The organism is Cytobacillus sp. Bva_UNVM-123, from assembly GCF_046351715.2.
In the GTDB taxonomy this organism is placed as follows: Bacteria; Bacillota; Bacilli; order Bacillales; family Cytobacillaceae; genus Cytobacillus.
This window is the reverse complement of the sequence record NZ_CM177772.1, coordinates 1,824,072-1,846,790: the sequence shown is the minus strand read 5'-3', so window position 1 is coordinate 1,846,790 and position 22,719 is coordinate 1,824,072. Positions and strand designations below refer to the sequence as shown.

Sequence of the window (22,719 nt, the reverse complement as noted above, 5' to 3'; positions counted from 1 at the left end):
CTATTTATAATTTTCTTACTTTTTTTAGGTTTTGTCAATTTGTTTTTTGGTTTTATATAGACTTTTTGTTGTTTTATAATCAAATAACACTCAAATCCCAAACAAACTTAGAAATAACGTCCTTTAATTTCATTGATTTTCTTGATAAACGTTGGTTTATTATGGAGATGACCTTTTTAATAATCCAATAAATATGGTATAATTTTTTCATAAATCAATTAAAAGTAAGGAGAATATCATGCTTCCTATCGCACGGAAAAATACGATAAAGGAATTAATTACCGAAAAGAAAAGTGTCACAGTTGCTGAGCTTACGAAATTATTTAAAGTGACAGAGGAAACGATTAGAAGAGATTTAAAACAGCTTGAAGAGGAAGGTATTCTAACGAGAACATATGGGGGAGCTTTCATTTCAGAAGGAGTTCAAAACGATGTTAACGTAAATTTACGTGAACATATCCATGTTGAAGGAAAGAGAAAAATTGCTGCAAAATGCAATTCGATGATAAAAAATGGCGATTCAATTTTTTTAGATGCCTCAACGACTTCACTTGTCATTGCAAGTATGTTAGAGGAAAAGAAACTCACTGTTGTAACGAATTCAATAAAAGTAGTCAATACGCTGATTGAAAAGCAAAATATTAACATTGTTGTCATTGGAGGTACACTTTCGCCCTCATCATTGTCAAACGTAGGTAGAAGTGCAGAATATACGATGAAGCACTACTACTTTGATACCGCTTTTATTTCGTGCCGCTCAGTCAGTATGCAACACGGAATAACTGATTCAAATGAACAGCAAGCAGGAATTAGAAAACTTGCAGCAGATCATGCAAATAGTGTTTATTTGATTGCTGATTATACCAAATTTGATAAAACTTCTTTTTCAAGAATATGTGAGTTTGACAAAATAAATAATATTGTTGTTGATCGAAGTTTATCAACAGATTGGAAGCAATTTTTAAAGGAACAAAATATTAATTTATATGAATGTGAGTAATAACGAAAAAGCCCATGAGCATCGTCATGGGCTTTTCATTACTTAGTAAACATTTTTGGAAGGCTTTCATGATAAGGTGCATATGCAATTCCATTTTCCGTAATAATTCCCGAAATTAATGAATGGTCTGTAACATCAAAACAAGGATTATACGTTTGGACATCTTTAGGTGCCATCGGTTTTTCATACCACTTGCTCGTAATCTCCTCGGAAGGTCTTAATTCAATATGAATATCATCACCAGTTTTACATTCTAAATCCACAGTAGATAGTGGAGCACACACATAGAAAGGAATATTATAGTGTTTAGCTAAAATAGCAACACCTGATGTTCCAATTTTATTAGCTGTATCTCCATTTGCTGCTACACGGTCACAGCCAACAAGTACAGCTTGGATTTTTCCTTCCTTCATTACAATTGAAGCCATATTATCACAGATTAAGGTCACATCGACACCTGCTTGTTGAAGCTCCCATGCAGTAAGACGAGAACCTTGGAGCAATGGTCTTGTTTCATCTGCATACACTTTGAATTGATAGTCTCGCTCTTGTCCTAAGTAGATTGGCGCTAATGCCGTCCCATATTTAGCAGTCGCAATTGTACCAGCATTACAGTGGGTTAAGATCCCCCAACCTGGTTCAAGTAATGAAAGAGCGTATTCTCCAATTGATTCACAAATTTTTTCATCTTCTGCTCGAATGAGCTCAGACTCTTCTTTAAGAGCTTGCTTAACTTCGGAAACATTTTTTCCTGCTTCCTTTTTAAAACGATCCTCCATACGATTCAATGCCCAAAACAGATTGACTGCTGTTGGTCGTGAAGAAGCTAAATATTCCTTAACTTTCTTAAAATCTTCATAAAGAGCCTCATATGATTGTGCTGATGAATTTTTTGTTCCTAAATAAGCACCATATGCAGCAGCGATTCCAATTGCAGGCGCTCCTCGTACCTTTAATTGATAAATCGCATCCCATATATCTTCCATTTTCGTTAATTGTAAAAAAACCGTTTCATTCGGTAATACCGTTTGATCCAATACAATTAAAGCAGAATTTTCGTCATCTAATTTTACTGATTGAATAACACCTACTGAATTTTCCATCAAATACTCTCCTCCCAAGGAAATTTTTCTTGGATATTTTACGCCCAGCCTTTTATCAACTCTGCTCGAAAAACTTTCCCAAAAAAGCGAAAGTCTTACCATAAATGTAACTTTATTGAGCAGGATCTTTAATTCCTACTCAATTAGGTTAAAATTGTCGTTCAGCGTTTTTGATTACATTGATAAAATCATCCCCGGTGTTCATTGCGTCTCTATTGAGGATAAATGTTTTTCCGATTGTTAAACAAATTTTCTCAGCTAGAACTCTTGAATCTGGATTTGAAATCAATGTTATATCCTTTACTTGAGCAAGTCCCACGATTCTTCTAATCAGTTCAAGCCCAGCTACTGCCGATGTATCTTTAATGACCGTAGATAAATAATATTCCTTATAGCCTGCATATTTAGCAGTTTGCTCGGTTGCATGTTCATCCCAAAATGCCAAAAACTTTTTATTAAATAAATCAATCACATCTTTAATCGTTGAGATTAAATGATTCATATACTCATTTTTTGTGTTTTCATCTTCTATTGTAAACTTAGCATTTGCATAGGCGAAAATTAGATGTGCTACGACATTTCCCACATCATATCCAGCAGGGCCATAAAACGCAAATTCAGGATCAATTACTTTTGTCGAATCTTCTTTAATAAACACTGACCCTGTATGTAGGTCACCATGCAGTAAAGATTGGGCATTTGTCATAAAGTCAAATTTCAATTTAGCCGTTTCAAGCACTAGCTTCTCATCATTCCAAATATGCTCTCTTACAAAATCCCGTGTTCCAGCAAAAACCTCATTCCGAGGGCAATCATAGAAAGGCTCTGTAAATACAAGATCTTCAGATATTTCACAAAGCTCAGGATTAATAAATTTCTTCACAAGCTCTTTCTTTTCTTTATGTTCTACCACTACATCAGAAGTAGATAAAAGGGTATTTACAAGAAAAGTTGAAATGTGATCTGCAAAAAGCGGAAACTTTCGATGTTTAATTAAAGCAGTTCTCATAATTTCGTGGTCAGATAAGTCTTCCATTACACAGCAATTCATCACCGGGTCATATTTATATACTTCAGGGACAAATCCAGGTGCTAAATCATTCTGCATTTGAAGGATTTCACTTTCAATTCTATTGCGATCTGGCGAAAGTTTGAATTCATCAGAAATACGAGCTATCGGACCCGCTTGTTTTATTATGACAGACTGATTATTTTTTTGATCAACTACTTTAAAAACATAGTTTAAATTCCCATCACCAATTTCTTTACAAGATAATTGGGCATCCTCTTGAAAGAAGTCTAGCATTGTTTTTGCATAGTCAACCGCTTCCTCTTCAGTCATCGTAAAATATTCTTTCGTAAAGTCTTTCATCGCAATCCCCTCCATTTATTTCTGTTTATAGTAGGTTAACGCAAGGGCAAGGGCTAGAACGGTCCCTTTAACTATATCCATCGCGTAATAAGGAACAGACATCATTACTAAACCATTTTGTAAAATACCAATTAATACAGCACCAACAAATGTTCCGAAAGCGTTTGGTTTTCCAGCACCTAATACAGATGAACCGATAAATGCTGCAGCTACAGCATCCATTAAATAAGGGGCACCAGAGTTAATTTCGGCAGTCATAACACGGGAAGCAAGGACAATTCCGCCAATTGCTGCAAAAAGCGCAGATAATAAATAAGCAAGAACTTTATATTTATTTACAGGAATACCTGACAATCTAGCAGCTTCCTTATTCCCTCCAATAACATACATATAACGGCCATGCTTCGTATAGTTTAAGAAAATATGCACAACAATAACGACGACTACCATAATTATGATAATCCAAGGAACTTGCCCAATTTTTGAAAAGGATGCAGGGATAATTCCTTCAGAAAATGATCCATCAGATAAAATCATATTTTGTGAAACAGTTGCACCCTTTGTGTATGTCAAAGCAATTCCTTGAATAATAAACATTGTTGCAAGAGTCATAAGCATATCTGGAATTCTTACTTTTACGATCATAAATGAGTTAAATGCACCAACAACAAGTGCAGCTCCTATTGCAGCTAAGACTGCTACGAATAAGTTTTGAGAGAACCATACAAACATCGATATGACTACTGCATTTGCTAAAGATACTGTTGAACCAACTGATAAATCAAATCCATCAACAGATAAGGAAATAGTAATCCCGATTGCAATAATCGTAACGATTGAAATCGATCTTAAAATATTTACAATATTTGCTCCTTGAATAAAGGAAGGATTCGTAATTGCGAAAATAGCAATTAACACAAAAATTGTAATAATCGTTCCATATTTATATAAGAATTCAAATAATTCAAAGCCCTTTTTAGTGGGAACTGTTTTTTGAACAGGATTTGCCGCGCCCATCCTATTTACCTCCTGTTGAGTAATATAATAGTTCTTCTTCATTCGTTAATTTCGTTTCAAGCTCCTTTGCAACTTCACCATCATATACGACATAAACACGATCTGTAATGCCAAGAATTTCAGAGAGCTCACATGAAGCATAAATAATTGATTTTCCACGTTTAGCTAGACCAGATATCAGTTCAAAAATATCCTTCTTCGCACCGACATCAACACCCTTTGTAGGCTCATCAAAAATGTAAACTTCTGCATCAGTTATGAGCCACTTCCCTATTGCTACCTTCTGCTGATTTCCCCCAGATAGATTTTGCACTTTTGTTTCTTCAGAAGGTGTTTTAATGCCTAAACTACCAATCAATTCTTTCGCAATACTTTTTTCACTCTTAACATCTACGAAACTTAAAATCTTCGAAAACTTCTTCAAACTAGATGCTGTAAGATTCGTAGCGACAGATTCTTGTACTAAGATACCTTCTTTTCTTCGCTCCTCTGGTACTAGAGCAATCCCATGTTTTACAGCATCATTTGGATTTTTTATTTTCACTTTGTTACCTCGGATAATAATATCCCCAGAGGCAGCTTTTGTTGCCCCAAACAATACTTTGCAAAGCTCTGTTTTTCCAGCACCTACTAATCCAGCTATCCCTACAATCTCACCAGCATTAACATGCATATTAAAATTCCTTACTAACCCTATATCATGAAGTCCTCTAACCTCAAGGACTTTATCGCCGATCTCAACATTATACTTTGGAAACTGTTCTTCTAATTTTTTTCCTAGCATATGCTCTACAATTATATTTTGCGATGTTTCTGCTATTTTTTCTTTGCAAACAAACTCACCATTTTTCATAACAGTAATTTCTTCACAAATTTCAAAAAGCTCAGGTAATCGATGTGAAATAAAGATAATCCCTACTTCTTTTTTTAGTAAATCTCGAACAATTCGAAATAGTTCCTTCGTTTCAGAATGACTTAAAGGTGCAGTTGGTTCATCCAAAATAAGAAATTTACATTGTTTAGAAATAGCTCTAGCAATTAAGACCATTTGTTTTTCTGCTAATGTTAATTCACTGACAAGCTTTTTAGAGGACACTGACAAGTTCATGCCTGAAAGAATGGCTGTTGCTTTTTTATGTATATCCTTCCATTTCACAAATTGCTTTTTCCCCATATTATGCACAGTTTCATTCAACATAATATTTTCCCCAACCGTTAAATAGGGGATAAGAGCTGTATCTACCTCTTGATATACGATTTGTATCCCATGATCCTGTGCTTCCTTTGGTGATCTAATATTTACCTTTTTTCCATTCAGAAAAATATCACCAGTGTAATGATTATAAGCTCCTGATAGAACTTTCATTAATGTTGATTTTCCAGCTCCATTAGCCCCAATTAGAGCGTGCGAGGTACCTGTTTGCGTTGAAAAATGAACTTCGTTTAACGCTTTTACACCTGGAAATTCGATAGAGATATTTTTCATCTCAAGTAATACTGACAAGCCCATTCCCCTCCTCACATTAGAAAAGCGCAAGCGCCTTGCTCAGCGACGTATAAACTGGACTGACCTCAACTGAGATAAAGGAAACACGACGAGTGAAGATATGATCGCAGGCTAAGATCGCCACGTCCTGTGCGTCGGAAGTTTACTAGTCGCTAGGCGCTGTAGCTAGACACTCATCTAACTTCAAAGATATAAAATCTAATATTATTAAAAAAGCCTGTTCACTAAATCCTTTCAGAGAAAGCTGCGATTTTCTGTTGCGACTTATTAGCTAAGAATATGGTGAAACCTTATACCAGTAGATTTCTCTGCACTGACATAAGGTTTCAATAAATTCCTATTTTTTATAGTAATCTTTTAAAGTTTTCATCCACTCTTCTTCAAATGCAGATGACACTCCCCATCCATCAACAAGTTCAGATAGATTAACCATGTTTACCGGTGAATTAGATTTTTGTAATTGTTCTTGTGAAATAATTGATGCTTCTAAATCAAATGTTGCAGGTGTTTCTTCTCCAGCAATCTTCTTAGCAAGAATTCTCATGTTTACAGAGCCGATAAGCTTCGGATCAACTGCTGCAGTATATTTCCATGGGCTATTCTCTTCTTGCATTAATTGAAGATCAGCATTTGATACGTCAATGCCATAAATTTTTATTTCATCTCTGCCAGCTTCTTTAACTGCACGAGCTGCACCGATTGCAAATGCATCCCAAGTCGCAAAAATGGCATCAATTTCACCTTTTTTATGTTTATTTAACATTGCTGCTACAGCATTTTGCGTTTGCACTGATGTATCAGCTGCAGCTACTCCAAATCTTTCAACCTCTTTAATTTCAGGGAAACTTTTTAGTTTTTCTTGATATACATTATTTCGTCTTACCATTGGCGGAAAACCGTCAACCCATAAATAAACAATATTTGCCTTACCATCTGTATCAAGAATTAATTGATCCAGTGCTAAAGTTGCTAATGCTTCATCATCTTGAGATGTAAGTGTTACACCATTTATCGAAGCAATATCGCCATTTGAATCGAATGTGACTACACTCTTCCCAGCGTCAATAATTTTTTGAACATCTTGTACAGTTGCTGCGTCATCACCGTGAGAGATAATAAAACCATCATAATTTTCATTTAGGCTCTGTGCAATTGCATCATGGAATTTAGCTGTGTCACCATTCGCAGTAAACACATCAACTTTAAATCCAAGTGCTTCTCCCTCTTCTTTAGCTCCAGCTAAAAATTGTGCTGTATGATCATCCCCGCCAATTTTTCTAATAACCTTGATTTTTACTTCTTTTCCATCTTTAAATCTATCAGGTACATTCTCTATTGATACATTCTTTTTACTTGCTGGTTCCACATTTTCCTTTTGAGAACATCCTGTTAGAAGAAGAGATAAAGCTAGTACAAAAATCAAAGTTGATTTAAAAATCTTCTTCATTAAAAAATACACTCCTTTTGGTTGTTTTCATTTAACTCATAAAAATTATAGGAAATTTAAGATGAGTCAGACAATTCATAGCGCTTTCATATAAAGAATTTAAATAAATCTTATCATGTATTTATTCCTTCTACAATACATTTTTTTGTATTAATCATAGTTTATTTGGTTTTATAGTTACTTTATTACTAATTATTATCTAAAACTCATTTTATTTTTCTATTATTTAGATATATACCATTTATAAACTATATAAAACTATAATATATGACTATTAAACACTCAAAAACAATATAACCCCAAATTTTCATGTGGTCAATTATGGAAGACAAACAAAAATATTGAAATTTCCCCTTAATTACTTAACTTTATGTTTCTGTATCAGAAAATTACGAATAGGATAATATTACCATATAATAATCCTCGTTTTGTATCATTCTTTTATTGGAAAAATAAGTTATTCTATTAATGATTGAATACATGAAGGTAGAAAGGAGAATGGGAATAATGAAGAAAAATATTATGATCATACTAATTTTACTACTGACTATTTCGACACAAACTTTTGCCTCACAGGATAACAACAATCCCAATGTTAATCAAATTGGACAAGTGTCTAATTTATTAACAGATGATAACTCAACTGAAGCGCAACAGCTTTGCTGGGTATGTACAAAATTTATTACTGGTGGAGGACATGCTTGTACAAACTCAAATGCGGAGGCAAGTTCACTCGACTTATCTAGTCAAAATAGTGAAAACTCACCTGACTCTGACTTTGAAACAAACTGCTATGTTCCAAGATATTCAGTATGTGTGGAAGGTTATTGGGCAACCTACTGCCGAATCAAATAATGTAACGTTTGAATGAGTGTAAATTCTGCGAATTAAAAATATAATCGCTATAAAAAAATCGGCTATGCCTCTTGCTAGCCGATTTTTTTATAGCGATTATTAAGGGAAAAGATCGATATTTTCTTTCATAATATTTACGTTTTCAAGAAATGCAACACTATTCTTTTCTGATATAAAGTAGTATTTCTTATCACTCAATTCTTTTATATATAATGTTTCTCCCTCAACCCATACTTTTATTTTTAGTTCATCATCATTGTCTAAAGCAATCATTAAATCATACTTCGGTTCAGAAATTGGTCTACTTGATACAGAGTTAGCATTTTTGATCATGTTAGAAATAATCTCATTTACACTTTTATCATTCATCGTAATAATATTCTGTTGTCGCTCTTCTTTATTTGGTATAAACGAATTAGCAGACTTTGAAGGTGTTAACCACATTTGGGTTATTTCCTTTCCATCTAAGCTTGCACTCAATTGATCACTTTTGAAGATCTCTGTTTCAAAATATATAATGAACAGAAATAAAAAACATGCTGCTATTGAAAAGGAAAAAGTTAAAAATTTGGGAAGTAGGTTTCTTTTCTTGTTCCCGTCTTTATGTAGAGCGTACATAATTTTATTGAAGGAAAATTGTTTCTGCTGTCTCGTTCGTGGGATATCATTTAAATCATGAAATAATTGTTCTAAATTAGATAATTTCTTCATACGTTTCCCCCCTTTTCATTAATTCCTTTTTTAAGGCTGTCATTGCTCTTAAAGTATTTGTTTTCACTTTATTTTCATTCCAATTTAGTATTTCAGCCGTTTCCTTTATGGAATATTCCTTAATTTTTCTTAAAATTAATACTTCCTGATAGTTCATTTTTAAGCTTCGGATAGCCTCATATAAAGTTGTAATATCCTCACCTTTCATAACAATTTCCAAAGGTGTTTGCTTTTCAGATTCAAATTGATATTTATCAATTGAAAAAAATTTAAACCGATTTTTTTTCCTTAAATAATCAATCGTTACATTTCTTGAAATTCGAAAAAGCCAAGTGAATAATTGAGATTCTCCATTAAATTGTTCTAAACATTTATAAGCTTTAATGAAAGATTCTTGAGTCAAATCCTCAGCAACTTCTTTATTATTTACAAGGAGAAATATGTATCCATAAATTTTATCACTATGTTCATTATATAGTTGCTCAAATCCTTCAATCGAAACTCTCTCCATGATCATGGCGCCCCCTTGTTTAGTATTAGACGATTCAAAATGGAAAAAGAAACACTAATGTAACAATAAGAATCTATCTACCTATTTTATCATTTCGTTACAGGTAAATGGTTATATTTGTAAAATTTTAGCAAAAACAATCCATTCTAACTGAAACTTTCCAAAAAATAATATACATTTATCATTTTTAATAAAGTTACATATCTAATCTCCTATTTTAATTATAAAAAACGATTAATATCCTTGAATTAGAACTATTTTCCTTCCTCCCTTATCACTCATTCTTATAAACTATTTTACTCTCATAAAAAATTGAAGCCACCACCTTCTTCTTATTTTTTAATAATTCAAACCTTTTCGTTATTTATTCCTACTAATTTTGTGTGCATCAGACTAATAAAGTGACAGATTTCGTATGGAATAGGACCTAATTTCATACATACCCACTCATACGTTCCTATCATTTTATTCTTTCTTACTGATTTTTCGAACTATTTCGACAACTATTCTAAGTATGTTCAGCTATGGTTTTAGATGAAAGGGCTTTTGAAAGTAAAGACGCCCTTATGAGGGGGTGATGATCTTCAAATGAAGTTGAATGAGGCTCGATTATATAAAAAAATTAAGGAGGGTTTTTTTTGAAGAGTAAAAGAAATGGTCAATGGAAATGGCTCTACATTACGCTAATTGCTTTTTTGATCCTTCCACTAATGTTTCCAAACATGGTGGCAGCAGAAACGAACAAATCTCCTCACACTTCACTGAAAAAAGCAGCTATAGAAAAGACGACAAATAAAATAAACAATAAATTACTAGAACAATTCGGTAAACAAGAGAAAGTCACCTTTCTCATTAAATTTAAAGAACAGGCCGATACAGTAAAGGCGGCTGTGGATGCCGAAAATAAAGCATTAACCCAAAAACTTACTCCAGCAAAAGCTAAATACTTGAAACGTTCTGCTGTTCTTTCCTCCTTAAGATCTACTGCTATTGAAACACAAGGTCCTGTATCAGATTTTCTCCAAAAACAGGAGAATGCTGGTAATGCAAAAGATATCGAATCTTTTTATATAGTAAATGCTATCGCAGTAACTGCAACTAAAAATGTCATGGAACAAGTTGCTACATTCCCAGAAGTAGAAAAAATTCTTCCAAATGAAACTAGACAGCTTTATACACCAGAGGTCGTAACTAGCAAGCCTTCCTTACAACTAGGTGTAGAAACGAAAGCGAATACAAACTCGATTGAGTGGAATATTGAACGTGTTGGTGCACCAGCTGTTTGGGAAATGGGAATTGATGGCGCGGGAACGGTCGTCGCCTCAATTGATACGGGCGTTCAGTGGGATCATCCTGCACTTAAAGAAAAATATCGTGGTTATAACCCAGCTAGTCCGAATTCTCCTACACATGAATTTAATTGGTTTGATGCAACTGCCGGAAGAGGTGCAGCATATGACGATCTTGGCCACGGTACACATGTAACAGGAACAATGGTTGGTGCTGAGCCAAACGGAGCGAATCAAATCGGTGTTGCTCCTGGTGCGAAATGGATTGCTGTTAAAGCATTTACAGCAGATGGGGGAACAGATAGGGACTTACTTGCTGCAGGTGAATGGATAATAGCGCCAAAAGATGCTGCTGGAAATCCTCATCCTGATAAGGCTCCTGACGTCGTAAATAACTCATGGGGTGGTGGTCCAGGACTTGATGAATGGTATCGCCCAATGGTTCTTGCATGGAGAGCAGCTGAAATCTTTCCTGAATTCTCTGCTGGAAACACAAGAGTAGGAAATCCTGGTGGACCTGGCTCAATTGCTAATCCAGCTAACTATCCTGAATCATTTGCTACTGGAGCTACAGATATTAATAATGGTTTAGGAAGCTTTTCACTCCAAGGACCATCACCATATGGAGAAATTAAACCAGATATATCTGCACCAGGTGTAAATATTCGCTCAGCTGTTCCAGGAAGCAGCTATGAAGGTGGCTGGAACGGTACTTCAATGGCTGGACCTCATGTTTCGGCAGTCGTAGCATTGCTCCGTCAAGTTGACTCAAGCTTAACAGTTCCTGAAATTGAGGAGATTTTGACGACTACCGCAACACCTTTAACGAATGGAACATATCCTCAAACTCCAAATAATGGCTTTGGTTATGGCCTTGTGAATGCTTACGATGCCGTTTCATCTATCATTTCAGGGCTTGGAAAAGTTAAAGGCCAAGTTGCAAAGGGTGGAAATGATGATGAAGCACCAAAAGCTGAACATCATGCTCCTCAGGAAACATACGCGGGTATGGATTTAGCTTTAGAGCTAAAAGCAACTGACAATGTTAGCGTATTAAAAGTTAACCTTGAATACTTAAAAACAGATGGTAGCTTTGCTACCATTCAAGCGGAGCGTATCTCTGGGGATTATCAGGATGGCATTTATAAAGCCGTAATCCCTGGTGAACACATTGTCGTTCCATCCATATCATACAAATGGAAGGTCAATGATTTCGGCGGAAATGAAATTGAAACTCAAACATATGCAGTTTCTGTTAAACCTGGAATTACAATAGGTTATGAGCAAGATTTTGAATCTGAGCCAATTGGTTGGACATCTTATGGAGAAAAAAACAGTTGGCAATGGGGAACCCCAACTTCTGGTCCTGGCAATGCAGCTTCTGGCGAAAAAGTGTTTGCTACAAACCTTTCAGGAAATTATGATAACAGTGCAAATATGACTTTATTAATGCCACCAATTGACCTACCAGAAGGCAATGCATACTTGCAATTTAAGCAATGGTATAATCTTGAAAGAAATTATGATTTTGGTCATGTCTTCGTTTCAACTGACATGAAAAATTGGACACAGATGCTTCGCGTTCATGACATTACCTCAAGTTGGATTGATGGAGAAGTTGATTTAAGTCAATATGCTGGTCAAAGAATTTATGTTGGATTTAATGTGACCTCTGATGGTTCCGTAACAAGACCTGGCTGGTATATTGATGATGTACGATTAGCTAATACTCCGCTCCAAGCATCGAATAAAGCACAGCTTGGGATGAACAAGTCAAATAATGCTGTAAATGACTCAACTGTTGCATTAAAAGAAGAAAAGGTTAATCCAGACTCAATTGTTCCTAAAAAGAATGAGGTCAAAAAGGATGAAGGCACCCAAAAGCAGCCTGCACCCGTTCTTCTACCTTTAACAGCTGAAGTGAGTATTCTTGAATCTGGCAGATCTGTATTCACAAAGCCTCAGGATGGAACATATGAATTTACCCATGCATCTGGAAGCTTCACTGTTCAAGCGGAAGCATATGGCTATCGCTCACAATCACAGACTGTTAACATTCCACAAGATGGTGAAGCTACAGCAAACTTTGTTCTAGAAGAAATTCCACAAGGTACTGTTACTGGAGTTGTTACAAACGAGGCTACAGGTGAACCAATTGCCAACGCAACATTGCTTTTAGTAGAGGATGCAGCCATTCAGCCTGTACAAACAAATGCCAACGGTGAGTATTCGTTAACAGCATATGAAGGAAACTACACATTAAAAGTTATGGCGCCATTTTACTATAGCCAAGAAATTGAGCTTTCAATTAGGGAAGGATCCGCCAGCCAAAACGTTCAGTTAAAACCATTTATCGGATTTCCTGGTGAAATCAAGTATGATGACGGAACGGCTGAAAATGCACGTGCATTCTATGATGCTGGAAATGGCTGGGCAGTAAAAATGTCATTAGCTGATGGACATGAAAATGCTATGGTAACAGGAGGTCTATTCCGTTTTTGGAATACTGAATGGCCTGTGCCAGGCGGTACAGCATTCAAAGTCGAAGTTTACGACGCTAGCGGTCCAGATGGAGCACCTGGTAAGAAGTTAGCAGGGCCATTTGATGCGACTGCCTTAAGAAATGATGAATGGACACATGTCGATTTAAGTGAGCATGGAATCATGGTAAACGGTGATTTCTATATGGTTTATATTCAAAGTGCACCAAATCCAAATGCCCCAGGACTAGCAACAGATGAGAATAGTCCAAATGCAAAACGCAGCTGGCAGCTAGTTAGTGGTGCTTGGTCCCCTGCACCTGAATCAGAAGGAAATTACATGATTCGTTCCATCGTCAACTATGAGGTAACAGCCCCAGTTATTACATCACCTACTGATGGAACATATACAAATGAAGAAACAGTAACAGTAGAAGGTACATCAGCACCTTCAACAACAGTAAAGCTATTCAATCATAATGAGGAAATTGCTACTATTAAAACGACAGAAGCAGGAGTCTTCTCTGCTGATGTAACTTTAGCAGAAGGGGAGAATATTTTAACTGCAAAAGTGACGACTGATTTAGGATCAACAGATGCCTCGAAACCTGTAAAGATTATTTTTGACAAGACAAATCCTGAAGTAGAAATTACTTCTCCGGAGGATAAATCAAAAACAAATAAGGAAACAGTGACAGTTGAGGGGACAGTATCTGATGAACATTTAGATACTGTAAAAGTTAATGGACAAAACGCTAACATTCATGATGGCAAATTCTCTCTCCGTATCCTTCTAAATCCTGGAGAAAATATTATTACCGTTGTTGCCCAAGATAAGGCTGGAAATTCGACTGAGAAATCCATAACAGTACACGCTATTTATGATGCACCTACGATTGAAAATCTTGTACCGACAGAAGATAAGGAATTGAAAAAGGGTGAGTCTGTAAAGATTGAATTCGACAGTTCACCTGGCCTAAAAGCTACATTCTCAATAAGAATGCCATTGACAAATGCTGGAGGAATTGAAAATGCAACGGAACTTCCGATGATGGAAACTTCACCAGGTCATTATGTCGGATATTACACTGCCACTTCAAATGTAAAGGCTCCTGGAGCTGAAATTGAAGTTAAAGTAGCAGATGAATATGGTAATGAAACTCGGAAAGTAGCTACCGGTAAACTTTATATTAATGAAAAGAAGAAAGATAAAAACGATACTCCAAATAACGGAAATAATGATGAGAAAAAAACAGAAACTAATGATGATGAAATCATCAATGAAGTTAGTCCTTAATTAAATAATAAAAAATCAGGTCTAGTGCAACACCAACTTGACCTGATTTTTTATTTCTAGTGAAAGGCAAAAGAGGGACTCTCCTGCTTTTTTCTATACATTATCTAAAACAAGCTGCGCCAACGATGATAAGAAGGATAAACAGGACTACGATTAATGCGAAACCGCCTCCAAAGCCACATCCTCCGTACCCGAACCCTGGGCCGCCATAGCCGAAGCCGCCGTATCCATATGACATAATAAAAATCTCCTCCTTGCCAAATTGATTTTATTTTCAAACATTAGAAAAATCCGAAGCCACCGCATCCACCATAACCCCATGAAGCACCAATGATGATTAACAAAATAAACAAGACAACTAATAAAGCGAAGCCGCCTCCGATTCCAACTCCACAGCATTCATCTGACATCTTCAATACCTCCTTTAATTGTTTCCATATATCCTATTCACCTATCCCAATATGTGCGATAGACTAACACACAATTTTTAGGTGAATTCACTAGTACAGGCCCGAAAAGCGGAAGCGGCTTGTAGCTCTTGCTGAGCAAATCGAAAACAAATAATTGTCTATATAAAAAAACACCAAACCGAATTTTCGATTTGATGCCTTTTCAATTCGTTTATTCTGCTGTTTCAACCTTTTCCTGCTTTTCTTTTATTTCGGTTGTTAATTCATTAATGCTCTGTCGGATATTCCCTTTGCCTGAAAAATTCTCTAGCAATTCTTTCACATCAATGCCTGACGTTGCTTTCAAGCTTTCCTGCATAGTCGACATTAAATTTGTTGCATAGCCAGTAACTTTATTTGCACCACCATTTTTACTGTCACTTCCCGTATCAACAACTGTAATCTTATCAATATTAGAAAGTGGGCTAGCAACTTCTCTTGCATATTCAGGCAGCATTTCTAAAACCATATCCATAATCGCTGCTTGTCCGTATTGCTCAAATGCTTCAGCAATCTTTCGTTTTGCCTCTGCTTCTGCAAGACCTTTTAGACGGATAATATCTGCTTCTGCTTCCCCTTGAGCACGTTGGGATTCAGCTTTAGCTAACCCATCTACTTTCACACGCTCAGCTTCTGCGCGGGCTTGAGATTCGATCCGATATTTATTTGCATCCGCTTCAGCAATTTGTTTTCTCTTTTCCGCTTCTGCTGCTTGTTCAACAGAGTATCTGTCAGCATCAGCCTTTTTCTTTACTTCTGAATCATATTGACGCTCTCTTCTTAATATCTCTTTTTCTTCTAGTTCAATTTGCTTTTGACGCTCAATAATTTTAATTTGCATTTCCTGCTCAGTAACTTCTTGTTTTGCGCGGGCAGTTTCAAGATCATATGCTTGGTCAGCTCGAGCTTTTGCGACATCTTGTTCTCTTCTGTAATCTGCCATTTTCATTTGATTTTCTTTTTCTGCTTCAGCAATTTCAGTCGCTCTTTCAAGTTCCGCCTTTTGTGCGTCTTTATCTGCTTCTGCTCGTTTGATCCTTGTTTCTTTTTCAGCTTCTGCTGTGGCAATATCAGCGTCACGTTTTACTTGTGCAATCCGTGGTTTTCCTAAGGAATCTAAATAACCATTTTTATCACGAACATCTTTAATAGTAAACGAAACGATAATAAGGCCCATTTTAGCAAGATCTTGTGAAGCTACACGTTGAACTTCTTGTGAAAACTTATCGCGGTTTTTGTAAATCTCTTCAACTGTCATTGAACCAAGGATGGATCTTAAATGCCCTTCAAGCACTTCCTTCGCTTCATTCTCTCTATCTTCCTTTGACTTACCGAGGAATTGTTCAGCTGCGGTAGCAATTTCGCCAATCGATCCACCAATTTTAATAATCGCAGTTCCATCTGCCATAACTGGAACTCCCTGCTCCGTATAGACTTCTGGTGTCGATACTTCTAGCTTACTTGATAATAAACTAAGTGGCTGAGCTTGCTGGAATACTGGAAGGACGAACGTTCCGCCACCACGGATAATTTTTATTTTATTACCAGATTCATCAACATGAACATTTTTATTTCCTAAATAACTTCCAGTGACAATTAATGCTTCATCAGGACCGGCTGTTCGATATTTTGTTACGAAGACTCCAAGTAAAGCAATTAATAAAAAAGCGACAATTCCTATAATAATCCAAGTAGTGAGCATAAGCTTTCCTCCAATCTAATATTTATTATGAGGAACAACATAGAGAACCCCATCCTTTACATCAATAATGAGTACCTTTTCATCAGCGGCAATTATTTTATTTTCAAAACTAGCAGCAGGCTTAGAAATTCTTCCACTAATGCTTTCAATTAGAATTTCTCCAAAACCATCTTCTGGAATCGGAATAAGCACCGTTGCAATCCTTCCTTTTAATGACTCCTCCGTATATGCCAAAGATTCTTCCGTATTAGCTAATGGAATAAGAACAAAAATATTTAATAAAGTATCTAGAACAAGTGAGGCTATTGCAGCAATTGCCATTATTAAGATTGAGTTTAGAGCCGTTAATGCTTCAAATAAATAACCGATAGCTGATAAAAATATTAAGAATGCAAGGATCAATACTGGATTAAGAAACCCAGTTGCCTCTGAAATCCCTTCCATTACATCCCCAAAAAATAAATAAAGAATAATTAAGAGGCCAGAAATAATTAAGACATATAAGTAAATGGTTTGAATAGGAAGACCGAATAACTCCATAATTATACAGCCCTCTCCGAAAATTCAACAAAATAAACTCTTGATAGTCGTTTGAATCTAACACAAAAATGATGAATTTTTGTTTCTCCATAAAGACTGCCTAATCTCAAATTGTTTTTTTTTACAAAGGTAATGACAGCCATTTTCATTCCCCCTTTTTTGACATCTTTTTTCTGGCTCACTATATATACGGGTAAAGTCATAAAATGTTTCAAAATATTGAGAAATATAAATGGGTTTTTTCATTTCATAGCGAACTCAAAAAAGCTCTGCACCATTGTACAGAGCTAAAATACTGAATTCATTTTTCTACATAGAGTTTTGACACACTAAATATGAACACCAAGTGCCAGTTTTGCGTACCTAGACATTTTATCTTTAGTCCAAGGGGGATTCCAAACAATATCTATGTTAACTTTATTCATTTCCTCAACATTCTCAATGATGGCCATTTTTACTCCTGTCATGATTGTTCCAGCCATCGGACAGCCCATTGAAGTCATCGTCATTACAATGTTTGCTTCATCCTCTTCAATATTCACTTCATATATTAATCCTAAATTTACAATATCTACGCCTAATTCAGGATCCATGACTTCCTCTAGTGCTTCCATTATCTTTTCTTTAATGTGATCACTCATCTCTTTTCATCCCATTTCCTCTTATTTTTAATTGAGATTTATTATCATTATAAGAAAATTAACTAGAAGATGAAGTGAACCACATCACACTTACTTAAACATAAACCTTCCTATCTGTTGAAAAAGATTTCCTTGTAAATTGAGATAAATATTGAGTGTCCAATCGACTATGCTGAGAAATTAAATAGGCTGGTCTTGTAGCATTAGGCCTTCTTAAAGTATTAAGTGCGTTAATCATTCCTTCTTCTGTTTCGATTCCAATACCATGTCCAAAAAATAGGCCTTCCCCTAAATAAACAGTATTCTCTCCTGTCCAAACTGGATGACCAAAATCTGGATTGTAGAAATAAACGACATCTCCAGGTATGAAATCTCTTCCGCGCTTTGTTATAATGCCTAGATCCTTATCATAATTCCAATCCCATACTAAAAGCCTTTGAAATAATGTATTAAAATAGCTCGTAGCAATTGTTTCTAAAACAGCTTTATAAAAAATAAGCACGATAGCAGTTGAACATTCAAATGCATATTCTTTCCCATTTGTAAAAACGTCTTTTATTGCTTCAGATGGTAATATATCAGTCTTTAACAAATAGCCGTATTTGGTTTTTGTCCAAATTTGTGGATTAAACTTTGAGGTGGAGAAAGGGGCAAATGTTGCTCCACTTTCATTTAGTTTTCTGGCAGTTAAAATAATATTTTCTCTTAAAAAGAGATCAAAAATAAATTCGTGAAGTGAGCTATATGGATAAATAATAGGGCTATTTTCTAGGGCAAGGTAAATTTCCTGTTTCTTGCCTTGAAATTCATTAAGCGAAGGCTTTTTTTCATTATTCCGAATAACAATCATCTTACTCCCCTCTTTCATAGGTTATTAATTTACCTTATGGGTATTACAGACTGACTGTTCAATATTTGTTTTGACAAAAGCATAATTTCAATGCTATTTTTAATAAACTGACATTATATTAGTAGGTGAAAATATGGACAAAGACATCATCAAATTTTTACGGGAAAGTTACAATATGTCTCAACGAGAATTCGCCAAAATTGTCAGCTGCAGCTTCTCGCTTATTGCCTTAGTCGAAATTGGCAAAAGAAGGGTAACAACTAATTTAGAAAATAAAATAAAAGAGGCTTTTGATCTTGATGACCAGCATCTTGAATCAATTGGTTCTCTCCTATCAGAAATTAGTAAGAACGTACCGCCTCTTATGTAAAAATCATATCCCGCTTTCGCCAAATTCCGCCATGTATGATTGGAAACATAAACGCATAACTTAGAAAAGAGCAATCAATTCGTTTGATCGCTCAAAAATTCGTCGTGGGAGTGATGTATCATGGCAAGAAACAAACTTCTCGTACCCGGTGCTGAAAATGTTATGGATCAAATGAAAGAAGAAATTGCGGGTGAGTTTGGAGTTCAGCTTGGTGCTGATACGACCGCACGAGCAAATGGTTCAGTTGGTGGCGAAATGACAAAGCGACTTGTAGCAATGGCTCAGGAACAGCTGAAAAACAAGTAAGACATTCATTGTGAAAAAAAGCTAACTCAATATTTAAATTGAGTTAGCTTTTTTATAGTTATTACCATGGTTTTTGATCAGCCTCTAATAACAATTTCGTCAATATTTGTGCTCCATAAATCATTGCTTCATGATTAAATGTCATTTTAGGATGGTGCAGACCTGGATGAAGATCACAGCCAAGTCCAATCATCGTTGCAGCAATTTCTGGATTTTTCAATGTATAAAAATGGAAGTCCTCCGCTCCTGGAGAGTTGCAAACTTCTTGAAAACCTTCCTTCCCAAGAATAGCTAAAATGGCACTTTCTGCAAGTTCAATGGCATGTAGATTTTTTTTAGCAGCAGGTGAATATTCGACAAGCTTATATTCGATCGTTGTTTCTGTTAACTCTGCCATTTTCTTAATTATATGTTCTGCCTTTTCAATTACTTCCTTCATAATGTCATTCGTTCTTGCACGCAAATCAAATGTAAAGCTGGACGATTCTGGAATAAGATTCGAGGCTTCTCCACCATGTAGCTCTGTAATTTTTATTGAGTAATTGCCTTCATCTTTTAAGCGTATTTGACGAATTGCCTGAATTAATAGTGCAGCAGCCTCCAATGGATTATTACCTTCCGCTGGTCGCGCCGCATGAGCTGGGACTCCTTTGATAACTCCTTTTATACTGACGGTCGAGCCGTGAAGAATAACAGGTGCTGCACAATTATATTGAACTTCAATCGCTGGGCGCAAATGAATACCACCTAGAAATTTAACATTTCGAAGCGCCCCTTCCTCCATCATCTTCAGCGCACCTTCTCCTTTTTCTTCTGCTGGTTGAAAAATAAAACGAACTGTATGTTTAAACTTTTGACCAGATTTAGCTAACGCAAGAGCAGTGAATAATACCATCGTGCTATGGGAATCATGCCCACATGAATGGTTTGGTCGGATAATGCCATCTACTTCTTGAACTAATGCATCTAAATCTGCTCGAAGCGCAATTACATCTGTTATTTCGCCTTTAATTTCCGCGACTAACCCAAAATGTCCAGTGAATGTTTGTACATGCAGTCCGGCATTTCTAAGAATTTCCGCAATATATTTAGATGTATTCTCTTCACCCCAGCTTGGTTCAGCAAGCTGATGGAGCTCTCCATATGTTTGAAAAATTAATTCACGCTGCTCATTTATAAATTGAATCGGGTCTTGCCTCATGATAGTTCCTCCCATGTCATCAATAAAAAAATATCAATTTTCAAATATTCAATAATTATACACTTTTTTAAAGTTTTTTTGTCAATCTTTTAAATAGCTAGAACATGAAATGGTTAATGTTAAGTGACGATGTTAACGCCCAATCGTAATAGCCTATAATATAATAGAGAAAATGGCTTCCCTGCAATTACATGATAATAACTAATATATAGTTTTCCTATAAGGACGGTGAAATAAGGTGATTGTAAAATGGCTAATAACCAATTTAATCACTGTATTTATCATTGTTATATGGAGCTTCTATCAAGGATATGATTCAAATAATGTCCTCATCGGAAAAATAGTGGCTCAAGCAGCATTTATTCTCTTTTTAATAAACATCAATATGTTTTTTGTCTTTCTCCTTATTCGTAAAAGCAAAGTACGTAATGTAAAAATTAAACTTGCAAAAATCTCCAAACGAATGATGAAATATCATATTCCCATTGCGTTAACATCTTCAACGCTCATTCTTATTCATGCTGTCATTATGATCAATGCTTATTTCGAAAGGTTACTGAATATAAAGATTCTAAGTGGAGCCATTACATTTGGAGTATTAATTATTTTGTTATTTAGTGGTTTATTACGAAGATGGAGGGCTTCTGGTAATAGAAGAAAATTTCATTACACAATGTCATTTCTGTTCTTTGCATTTGTTATATTACATGTTTTTGTATAAAGTGAAAGATGAAATCATTAAAGGAGATGTGAAAAAGTGAAAAATGAAATAATCGAACGATTTACCACTTATGTAAAAGTAGATACTCAGTCCAGTGAGTTAAACGAAGCCTGTCCATCAACTGAAGGTCAATGGACATTGGCTAAATTACTCGTTGAAGAACTAAATAAAATCGGGATGACTGAAGTTACAATTGATGAGAATGCGTATGTTATGGCAACTTTACCTGCAAATACGGAAAAAAAGGTGCCAACTATCGGATTTTTAGCCCATCTCGATACAGCAACTGATTTTACTGGAAAGAATGTCCTTCCACAGATTATCGAGAATTACGATGGAAGCGATATTATGTTAAATAAAGAATTACATATCGTCCTCTCTCCAAATGATTTCCCTAATTTGGACAATTATAAAGGTCATACTTTAATTACAACAGATGGGACAACCTTGCTTGGCGCTGATAATAAAGCAGGAATTGCTGAGATTATGACTGCTATGGACTACTTAATCAAGCATCCAGAAATTAAACATGGGAAAATTAGAGTTGCATTTACTCCAGATGAAGAGATTGGAAGAGGTCCACATAAATTCAATGTTGAAGCCTTTAATGCAACATACGCTTATACTGTAGATGGTGGCCCACTTGGAGAGCTTGAATATGAGAGCTTTAATGCAGCTGGAGCGAGTATTACGATTAAAGGGAATAATATTCACCCTGGGACTGCCAAAGGGAAAATGATCAATTCTGCAAAAATCGCGATGGAACTAAATGAAAAATTACCAAGAGAAGAAGCCCCCGAATATACGGATGGCTATGAGGGATTCTACCATTTATTATCTATTAATGGCAATGTTGAAGAAACAAAGCTCCATTATATTATTCGTGATTTCGAAAAAGAAAATTTTCATGCAAGAAAGACGAAAATGGAAGAAATGATTCAAGAATTGAAAGAAAAATACGGTCAGGATCATATATTGCTCGAAATGAAAGATCAATATTACAATATGAGAGAAAAAATTGAACCTGTCATGGAAATTGTTCATATCGCCGAAAAAGCGATGAAAGATTTACATATTACTCCGATCATAAAACCAATTCGGGGTGGAACAGACGGCTCTCAATTATCATACATGGGCTTGCCAACGCCAAATATTTTCACTGGCGGTGAAAATTATCATGGCAAATACGAATTTATTTCTGTTGATAATATGATAAAAGCAACGAATGTAATCATAAATATCATTAAATTATACGAGGAAAATGGAGACATTTAATAATAAAAACGCTAGTTTGACAGTTCTCTAGCTTCAAAAATTTTATCCTTTCTAATCTATAAATAAAATAGTACG

The 22,719-nt window shown here is 35.5% G+C and carries 21 protein-coding genes; 7 read left to right on the top strand and 14 right to left on the bottom strand.

Annotated features, from left to right (window positions below):
- Positions 1–238 precede the first annotated feature (238 nt).
- Entirely contained in the window at positions 239–1,000 is a 762-nt protein-coding gene (locus KDN24_RS09025; RefSeq protein ID WP_409974532.1) for a DeoR/GlpR family DNA-binding transcription regulator, read from the top strand.
- A 38-nt stretch (positions 1,001–1,038) separates the two neighbouring features.
- Here KDN24_RS09025 and mtnA read toward each other — a convergent pair whose 3' ends face one another.
- The 5 genes from mtnA to KDN24_RS09000 form a co-directional block, all read right to left on the bottom strand.
- Positions 1,039–2,103 (bottom strand): S-methyl-5-thioribose-1-phosphate isomerase, encoded by a 1,065-nt coding sequence (gene mtnA, locus KDN24_RS09020; RefSeq protein ID WP_409974531.1) that lies wholly within the window; start codon positions 2,101–2,103, stop codon positions 1,039–1,041.
- A 148-nt stretch (positions 2,104–2,251) separates the two neighbouring features.
- A complete protein-coding gene (gene mtnK / locus KDN24_RS09015; RefSeq protein WP_409974530.1) occupies positions 2,252–3,475 on the bottom strand; it encodes an S-methyl-5-thioribose kinase in 1,224 nt (407 codons plus the stop codon).
- 15 nt (positions 3,476–3,490) lie between these two features.
- Positions 3,491–4,492 carry an ABC transporter permease gene (locus KDN24_RS09010; protein WP_409974529.1) on the bottom strand — a complete coding sequence of 334 codons (1,002 nt, stop codon included), beginning with the start codon at positions 4,490–4,492 and terminating at the stop codon, positions 3,491–3,493.
- Position 4,493: 1 nt separating this feature from the next.
- Entirely contained in the window at positions 4,494–6,002 is a 1,509-nt protein-coding gene (locus tag KDN24_RS09005; RefSeq protein WP_409974891.1) for a sugar ABC transporter ATP-binding protein, read from the bottom strand.
- A gap of 334 nt (positions 6,003–6,336) precedes the next feature.
- Positions 6,337–7,446 (bottom strand): sugar ABC transporter substrate-binding protein, encoded by a 1,110-nt coding sequence (locus tag KDN24_RS09000; RefSeq protein WP_409974528.1) that lies wholly within the window; start codon positions 7,444–7,446, stop codon positions 6,337–6,339.
- A 498-nt stretch (positions 7,447–7,944) separates the two neighbouring features.
- On the opposite strand from KDN24_RS09000, the gene KDN24_RS08995 reads away from it, so the two are divergent.
- Positions 7,945–8,301, top strand: coding sequence for a hypothetical protein (locus KDN24_RS08995; RefSeq protein WP_409974527.1), 357 nt, complete (start codon positions 7,945–7,947; stop codon positions 8,299–8,301).
- 99 nt (positions 8,302–8,400) lie between these two features.
- Here the strand turns inward: KDN24_RS08995 and KDN24_RS08990 are convergent, their stop codons facing one another.
- Entirely contained in the window at positions 8,401–9,012 is a 612-nt protein-coding gene (locus tag KDN24_RS08990; RefSeq protein ID WP_409974526.1) for a YhfM domain-containing protein, read from the bottom strand.
- On the bottom strand, positions 8,996–9,523 hold the full coding sequence (locus KDN24_RS08985) for an RNA polymerase sigma factor (RefSeq protein WP_409974525.1): 528 nt from the start codon (positions 9,521–9,523) through the stop codon (positions 8,996–8,998). Before KDN24_RS08985 ends, KDN24_RS08990 begins: the two co-directional genes overlap by 17 nt.
- Positions 9,524–10,233: 710 nt before the next feature.
- Between KDN24_RS08985 and KDN24_RS08980 the strand changes: the two genes are divergently transcribed.
- Positions 10,234–14,589, top strand: a complete 4,356-nt coding sequence (locus tag KDN24_RS08980; protein ID WP_409974890.1) for a S8 family serine peptidase — start codon at positions 10,234–10,236, stop codon at positions 14,587–14,589.
- 100 nt (positions 14,590–14,689) lie between these two features.
- Here KDN24_RS08980 and KDN24_RS08975 read toward each other — a convergent pair whose 3' ends face one another.
- The 6 genes from KDN24_RS08975 to tgl all read right to left on the bottom strand — a co-directional run bounded on the left by KDN24_RS08975 (position 14,690) and on the right by tgl (position 18,771).
- On the bottom strand, positions 14,690–14,827 hold the full coding sequence (locus tag KDN24_RS08975) for a YjcZ family sporulation protein (protein WP_409974524.1): 138 nt from the start codon (positions 14,825–14,827) through the stop codon (positions 14,690–14,692).
- A gap of 43 nt (positions 14,828–14,870) precedes the next feature.
- Positions 14,871–14,999 carry a YjcZ family sporulation protein gene (locus KDN24_RS08970; protein WP_409974523.1) on the bottom strand — a complete coding sequence of 43 codons (129 nt, stop codon included), beginning with the start codon at positions 14,997–14,999 and terminating at the stop codon, positions 14,871–14,873.
- A gap of 211 nt (positions 15,000–15,210) precedes the next feature.
- Positions 15,211–16,740 (bottom strand): flotillin lipid rafts scaffold protein FloT, encoded by a 1,530-nt coding sequence (floT, locus tag KDN24_RS08965; RefSeq protein ID WP_409974522.1) that lies wholly within the window; start codon positions 16,738–16,740, stop codon positions 15,211–15,213.
- A gap of 15 nt (positions 16,741–16,755) precedes the next feature.
- Positions 16,756–17,280 (bottom strand): NfeD family membrane protein, encoded by a 525-nt coding sequence (locus KDN24_RS08960; protein ID WP_409974521.1) that lies wholly within the window; start codon positions 17,278–17,280, stop codon positions 16,756–16,758.
- Between the two features lie 329 nt (positions 17,281–17,609).
- The gene (locus tag KDN24_RS08955; protein WP_409974520.1) at positions 17,610–17,921 is read right to left on the bottom strand and encodes a metal-sulfur cluster assembly factor; all 312 of its coding nucleotides are present in this window, start codon (positions 17,919–17,921) and stop codon (positions 17,610–17,612) included.
- Positions 17,922–18,015: 94 nt separating this feature from the next.
- Entirely contained in the window at positions 18,016–18,771 is a 756-nt protein-coding gene (tgl, locus tag KDN24_RS08950; RefSeq protein ID WP_409974519.1) for a spore coat transglutaminase TGL, read from the bottom strand.
- A 133-nt stretch (positions 18,772–18,904) separates the two neighbouring features.
- Between tgl and KDN24_RS08945 the strand changes: the two genes are divergently transcribed.
- Both KDN24_RS08945 and KDN24_RS08940 read left to right on the top strand, forming a co-directional pair.
- A complete protein-coding gene (locus KDN24_RS08945) occupies positions 18,905–19,141 on the top strand; it encodes a helix-turn-helix domain-containing protein (protein ID WP_409974518.1) in 237 nt (78 codons plus the stop codon).
- 120 nt (positions 19,142–19,261) lie between these two features.
- The gene (locus KDN24_RS08940; protein WP_409974517.1) at positions 19,262–19,447 is read left to right on the top strand and encodes an alpha/beta-type small acid-soluble spore protein; all 186 of its coding nucleotides are present in this window, start codon (positions 19,262–19,264) and stop codon (positions 19,445–19,447) included.
- A gap of 61 nt (positions 19,448–19,508) precedes the next feature.
- Here KDN24_RS08940 and KDN24_RS08935 read toward each other — a convergent pair whose 3' ends face one another.
- The gene (locus tag KDN24_RS08935; RefSeq protein WP_409974516.1) at positions 19,509–20,648 is read right to left on the bottom strand and encodes an amidohydrolase; all 1,140 of its coding nucleotides are present in this window, start codon (positions 20,646–20,648) and stop codon (positions 19,509–19,511) included.
- A 238-nt stretch (positions 20,649–20,886) separates the two neighbouring features.
- Between KDN24_RS08935 and KDN24_RS08930 the strand changes: the two genes are divergently transcribed.
- Complete coding sequence (locus KDN24_RS08930) at positions 20,887–21,369, top strand: hypothetical protein (protein WP_409974515.1); 483 nt, start codon at positions 20,887–20,889, stop codon at positions 21,367–21,369.
- 36 nt (positions 21,370–21,405) lie between these two features.
- Positions 21,406–22,644, top strand: coding sequence for a peptidase T (gene pepT / locus KDN24_RS08925; RefSeq protein ID WP_409974514.1), 1,239 nt, complete (start codon positions 21,406–21,408; stop codon positions 22,642–22,644).
- Positions 22,645–22,719: the final 75 nt, after the last annotated feature.

Coding starts and splice junctions, on each gene's coding strand:
- KDN24_RS09025 (WP_409974532.1), top strand. CDS start 239: ATGCTTCCTATCGCACGGAAAAATACGATAAAGGAATTAATTACCGAA.
- mtnA (WP_409974531.1), bottom strand. CDS start 2,103: ATGGAAAATTCAGTAGGTGTTATTCAATCAGTAAAATTAGATGACGAA.
- mtnK (WP_409974530.1), bottom strand. CDS start 3,475: ATGAAAGACTTTACGAAAGAATATTTTACGATGACTGAAGAGGAAGCG.
- KDN24_RS09010 (WP_409974529.1), bottom strand. CDS start 4,492: ATGGGCGCGGCAAATCCTGTTCAAAAAACAGTTCCCACTAAAAAGGGC.
- KDN24_RS09005 (WP_409974891.1), bottom strand. CDS start 6,002: ATGGGCTTGTCAGTATTACTTGAGATGAAAAATATCTCTATCGAATTT.
- KDN24_RS09000 (WP_409974528.1), bottom strand. CDS start 7,446: ATGAAGAAGATTTTTAAATCAACTTTGATTTTTGTACTAGCTTTATCT.
- KDN24_RS08995 (WP_409974527.1), top strand. CDS start 7,945: ATGGGAATAATGAAGAAAAATATTATGATCATACTAATTTTACTACTG.
- KDN24_RS08990 (WP_409974526.1), bottom strand. CDS start 9,012: ATGAAGAAATTATCTAATTTAGAACAATTATTTCATGATTTAAATGAT.
- KDN24_RS08985 (WP_409974525.1), bottom strand. CDS start 9,523: ATGGAGAGAGTTTCGATTGAAGGATTTGAGCAACTATATAATGAACAT.
- KDN24_RS08980 (WP_409974890.1), top strand. CDS start 10,234: ATGTTTCCAAACATGGTGGCAGCAGAAACGAACAAATCTCCTCACACT.
- KDN24_RS08975 (WP_409974524.1), bottom strand. CDS start 14,827: ATGTCATATGGATACGGCGGCTTCGGCTATGGCGGCCCAGGGTTCGGG.
- KDN24_RS08970 (WP_409974523.1), bottom strand. CDS start 14,999: ATGTCAGATGAATGCTGTGGAGTTGGAATCGGAGGCGGCTTCGCTTTA.
- floT (WP_409974522.1), bottom strand. CDS start 16,740: ATGCTCACTACTTGGATTATTATAGGAATTGTCGCTTTTTTATTAATT.
- KDN24_RS08960 (WP_409974521.1), bottom strand. CDS start 17,280: ATGGAGTTATTCGGTCTTCCTATTCAAACCATTTACTTATATGTCTTA.
- KDN24_RS08955 (WP_409974520.1), bottom strand. CDS start 17,921: ATGAGTGATCACATTAAAGAAAAGATAATGGAAGCACTAGAGGAAGTC.
- tgl (WP_409974519.1), bottom strand. CDS start 18,771: ATGATTGTTATTCGGAATAATGAAAAAAAGCCTTCGCTTAATGAATTT.
- KDN24_RS08945 (WP_409974518.1), top strand. CDS start 18,905: ATGGACAAAGACATCATCAAATTTTTACGGGAAAGTTACAATATGTCT.
- KDN24_RS08940 (WP_409974517.1), top strand. CDS start 19,262: ATGGCAAGAAACAAACTTCTCGTACCCGGTGCTGAAAATGTTATGGAT.
- KDN24_RS08935 (WP_409974516.1), bottom strand. CDS start 20,648: ATGAGGCAAGACCCGATTCAATTTATAAATGAGCAGCGTGAATTAATT.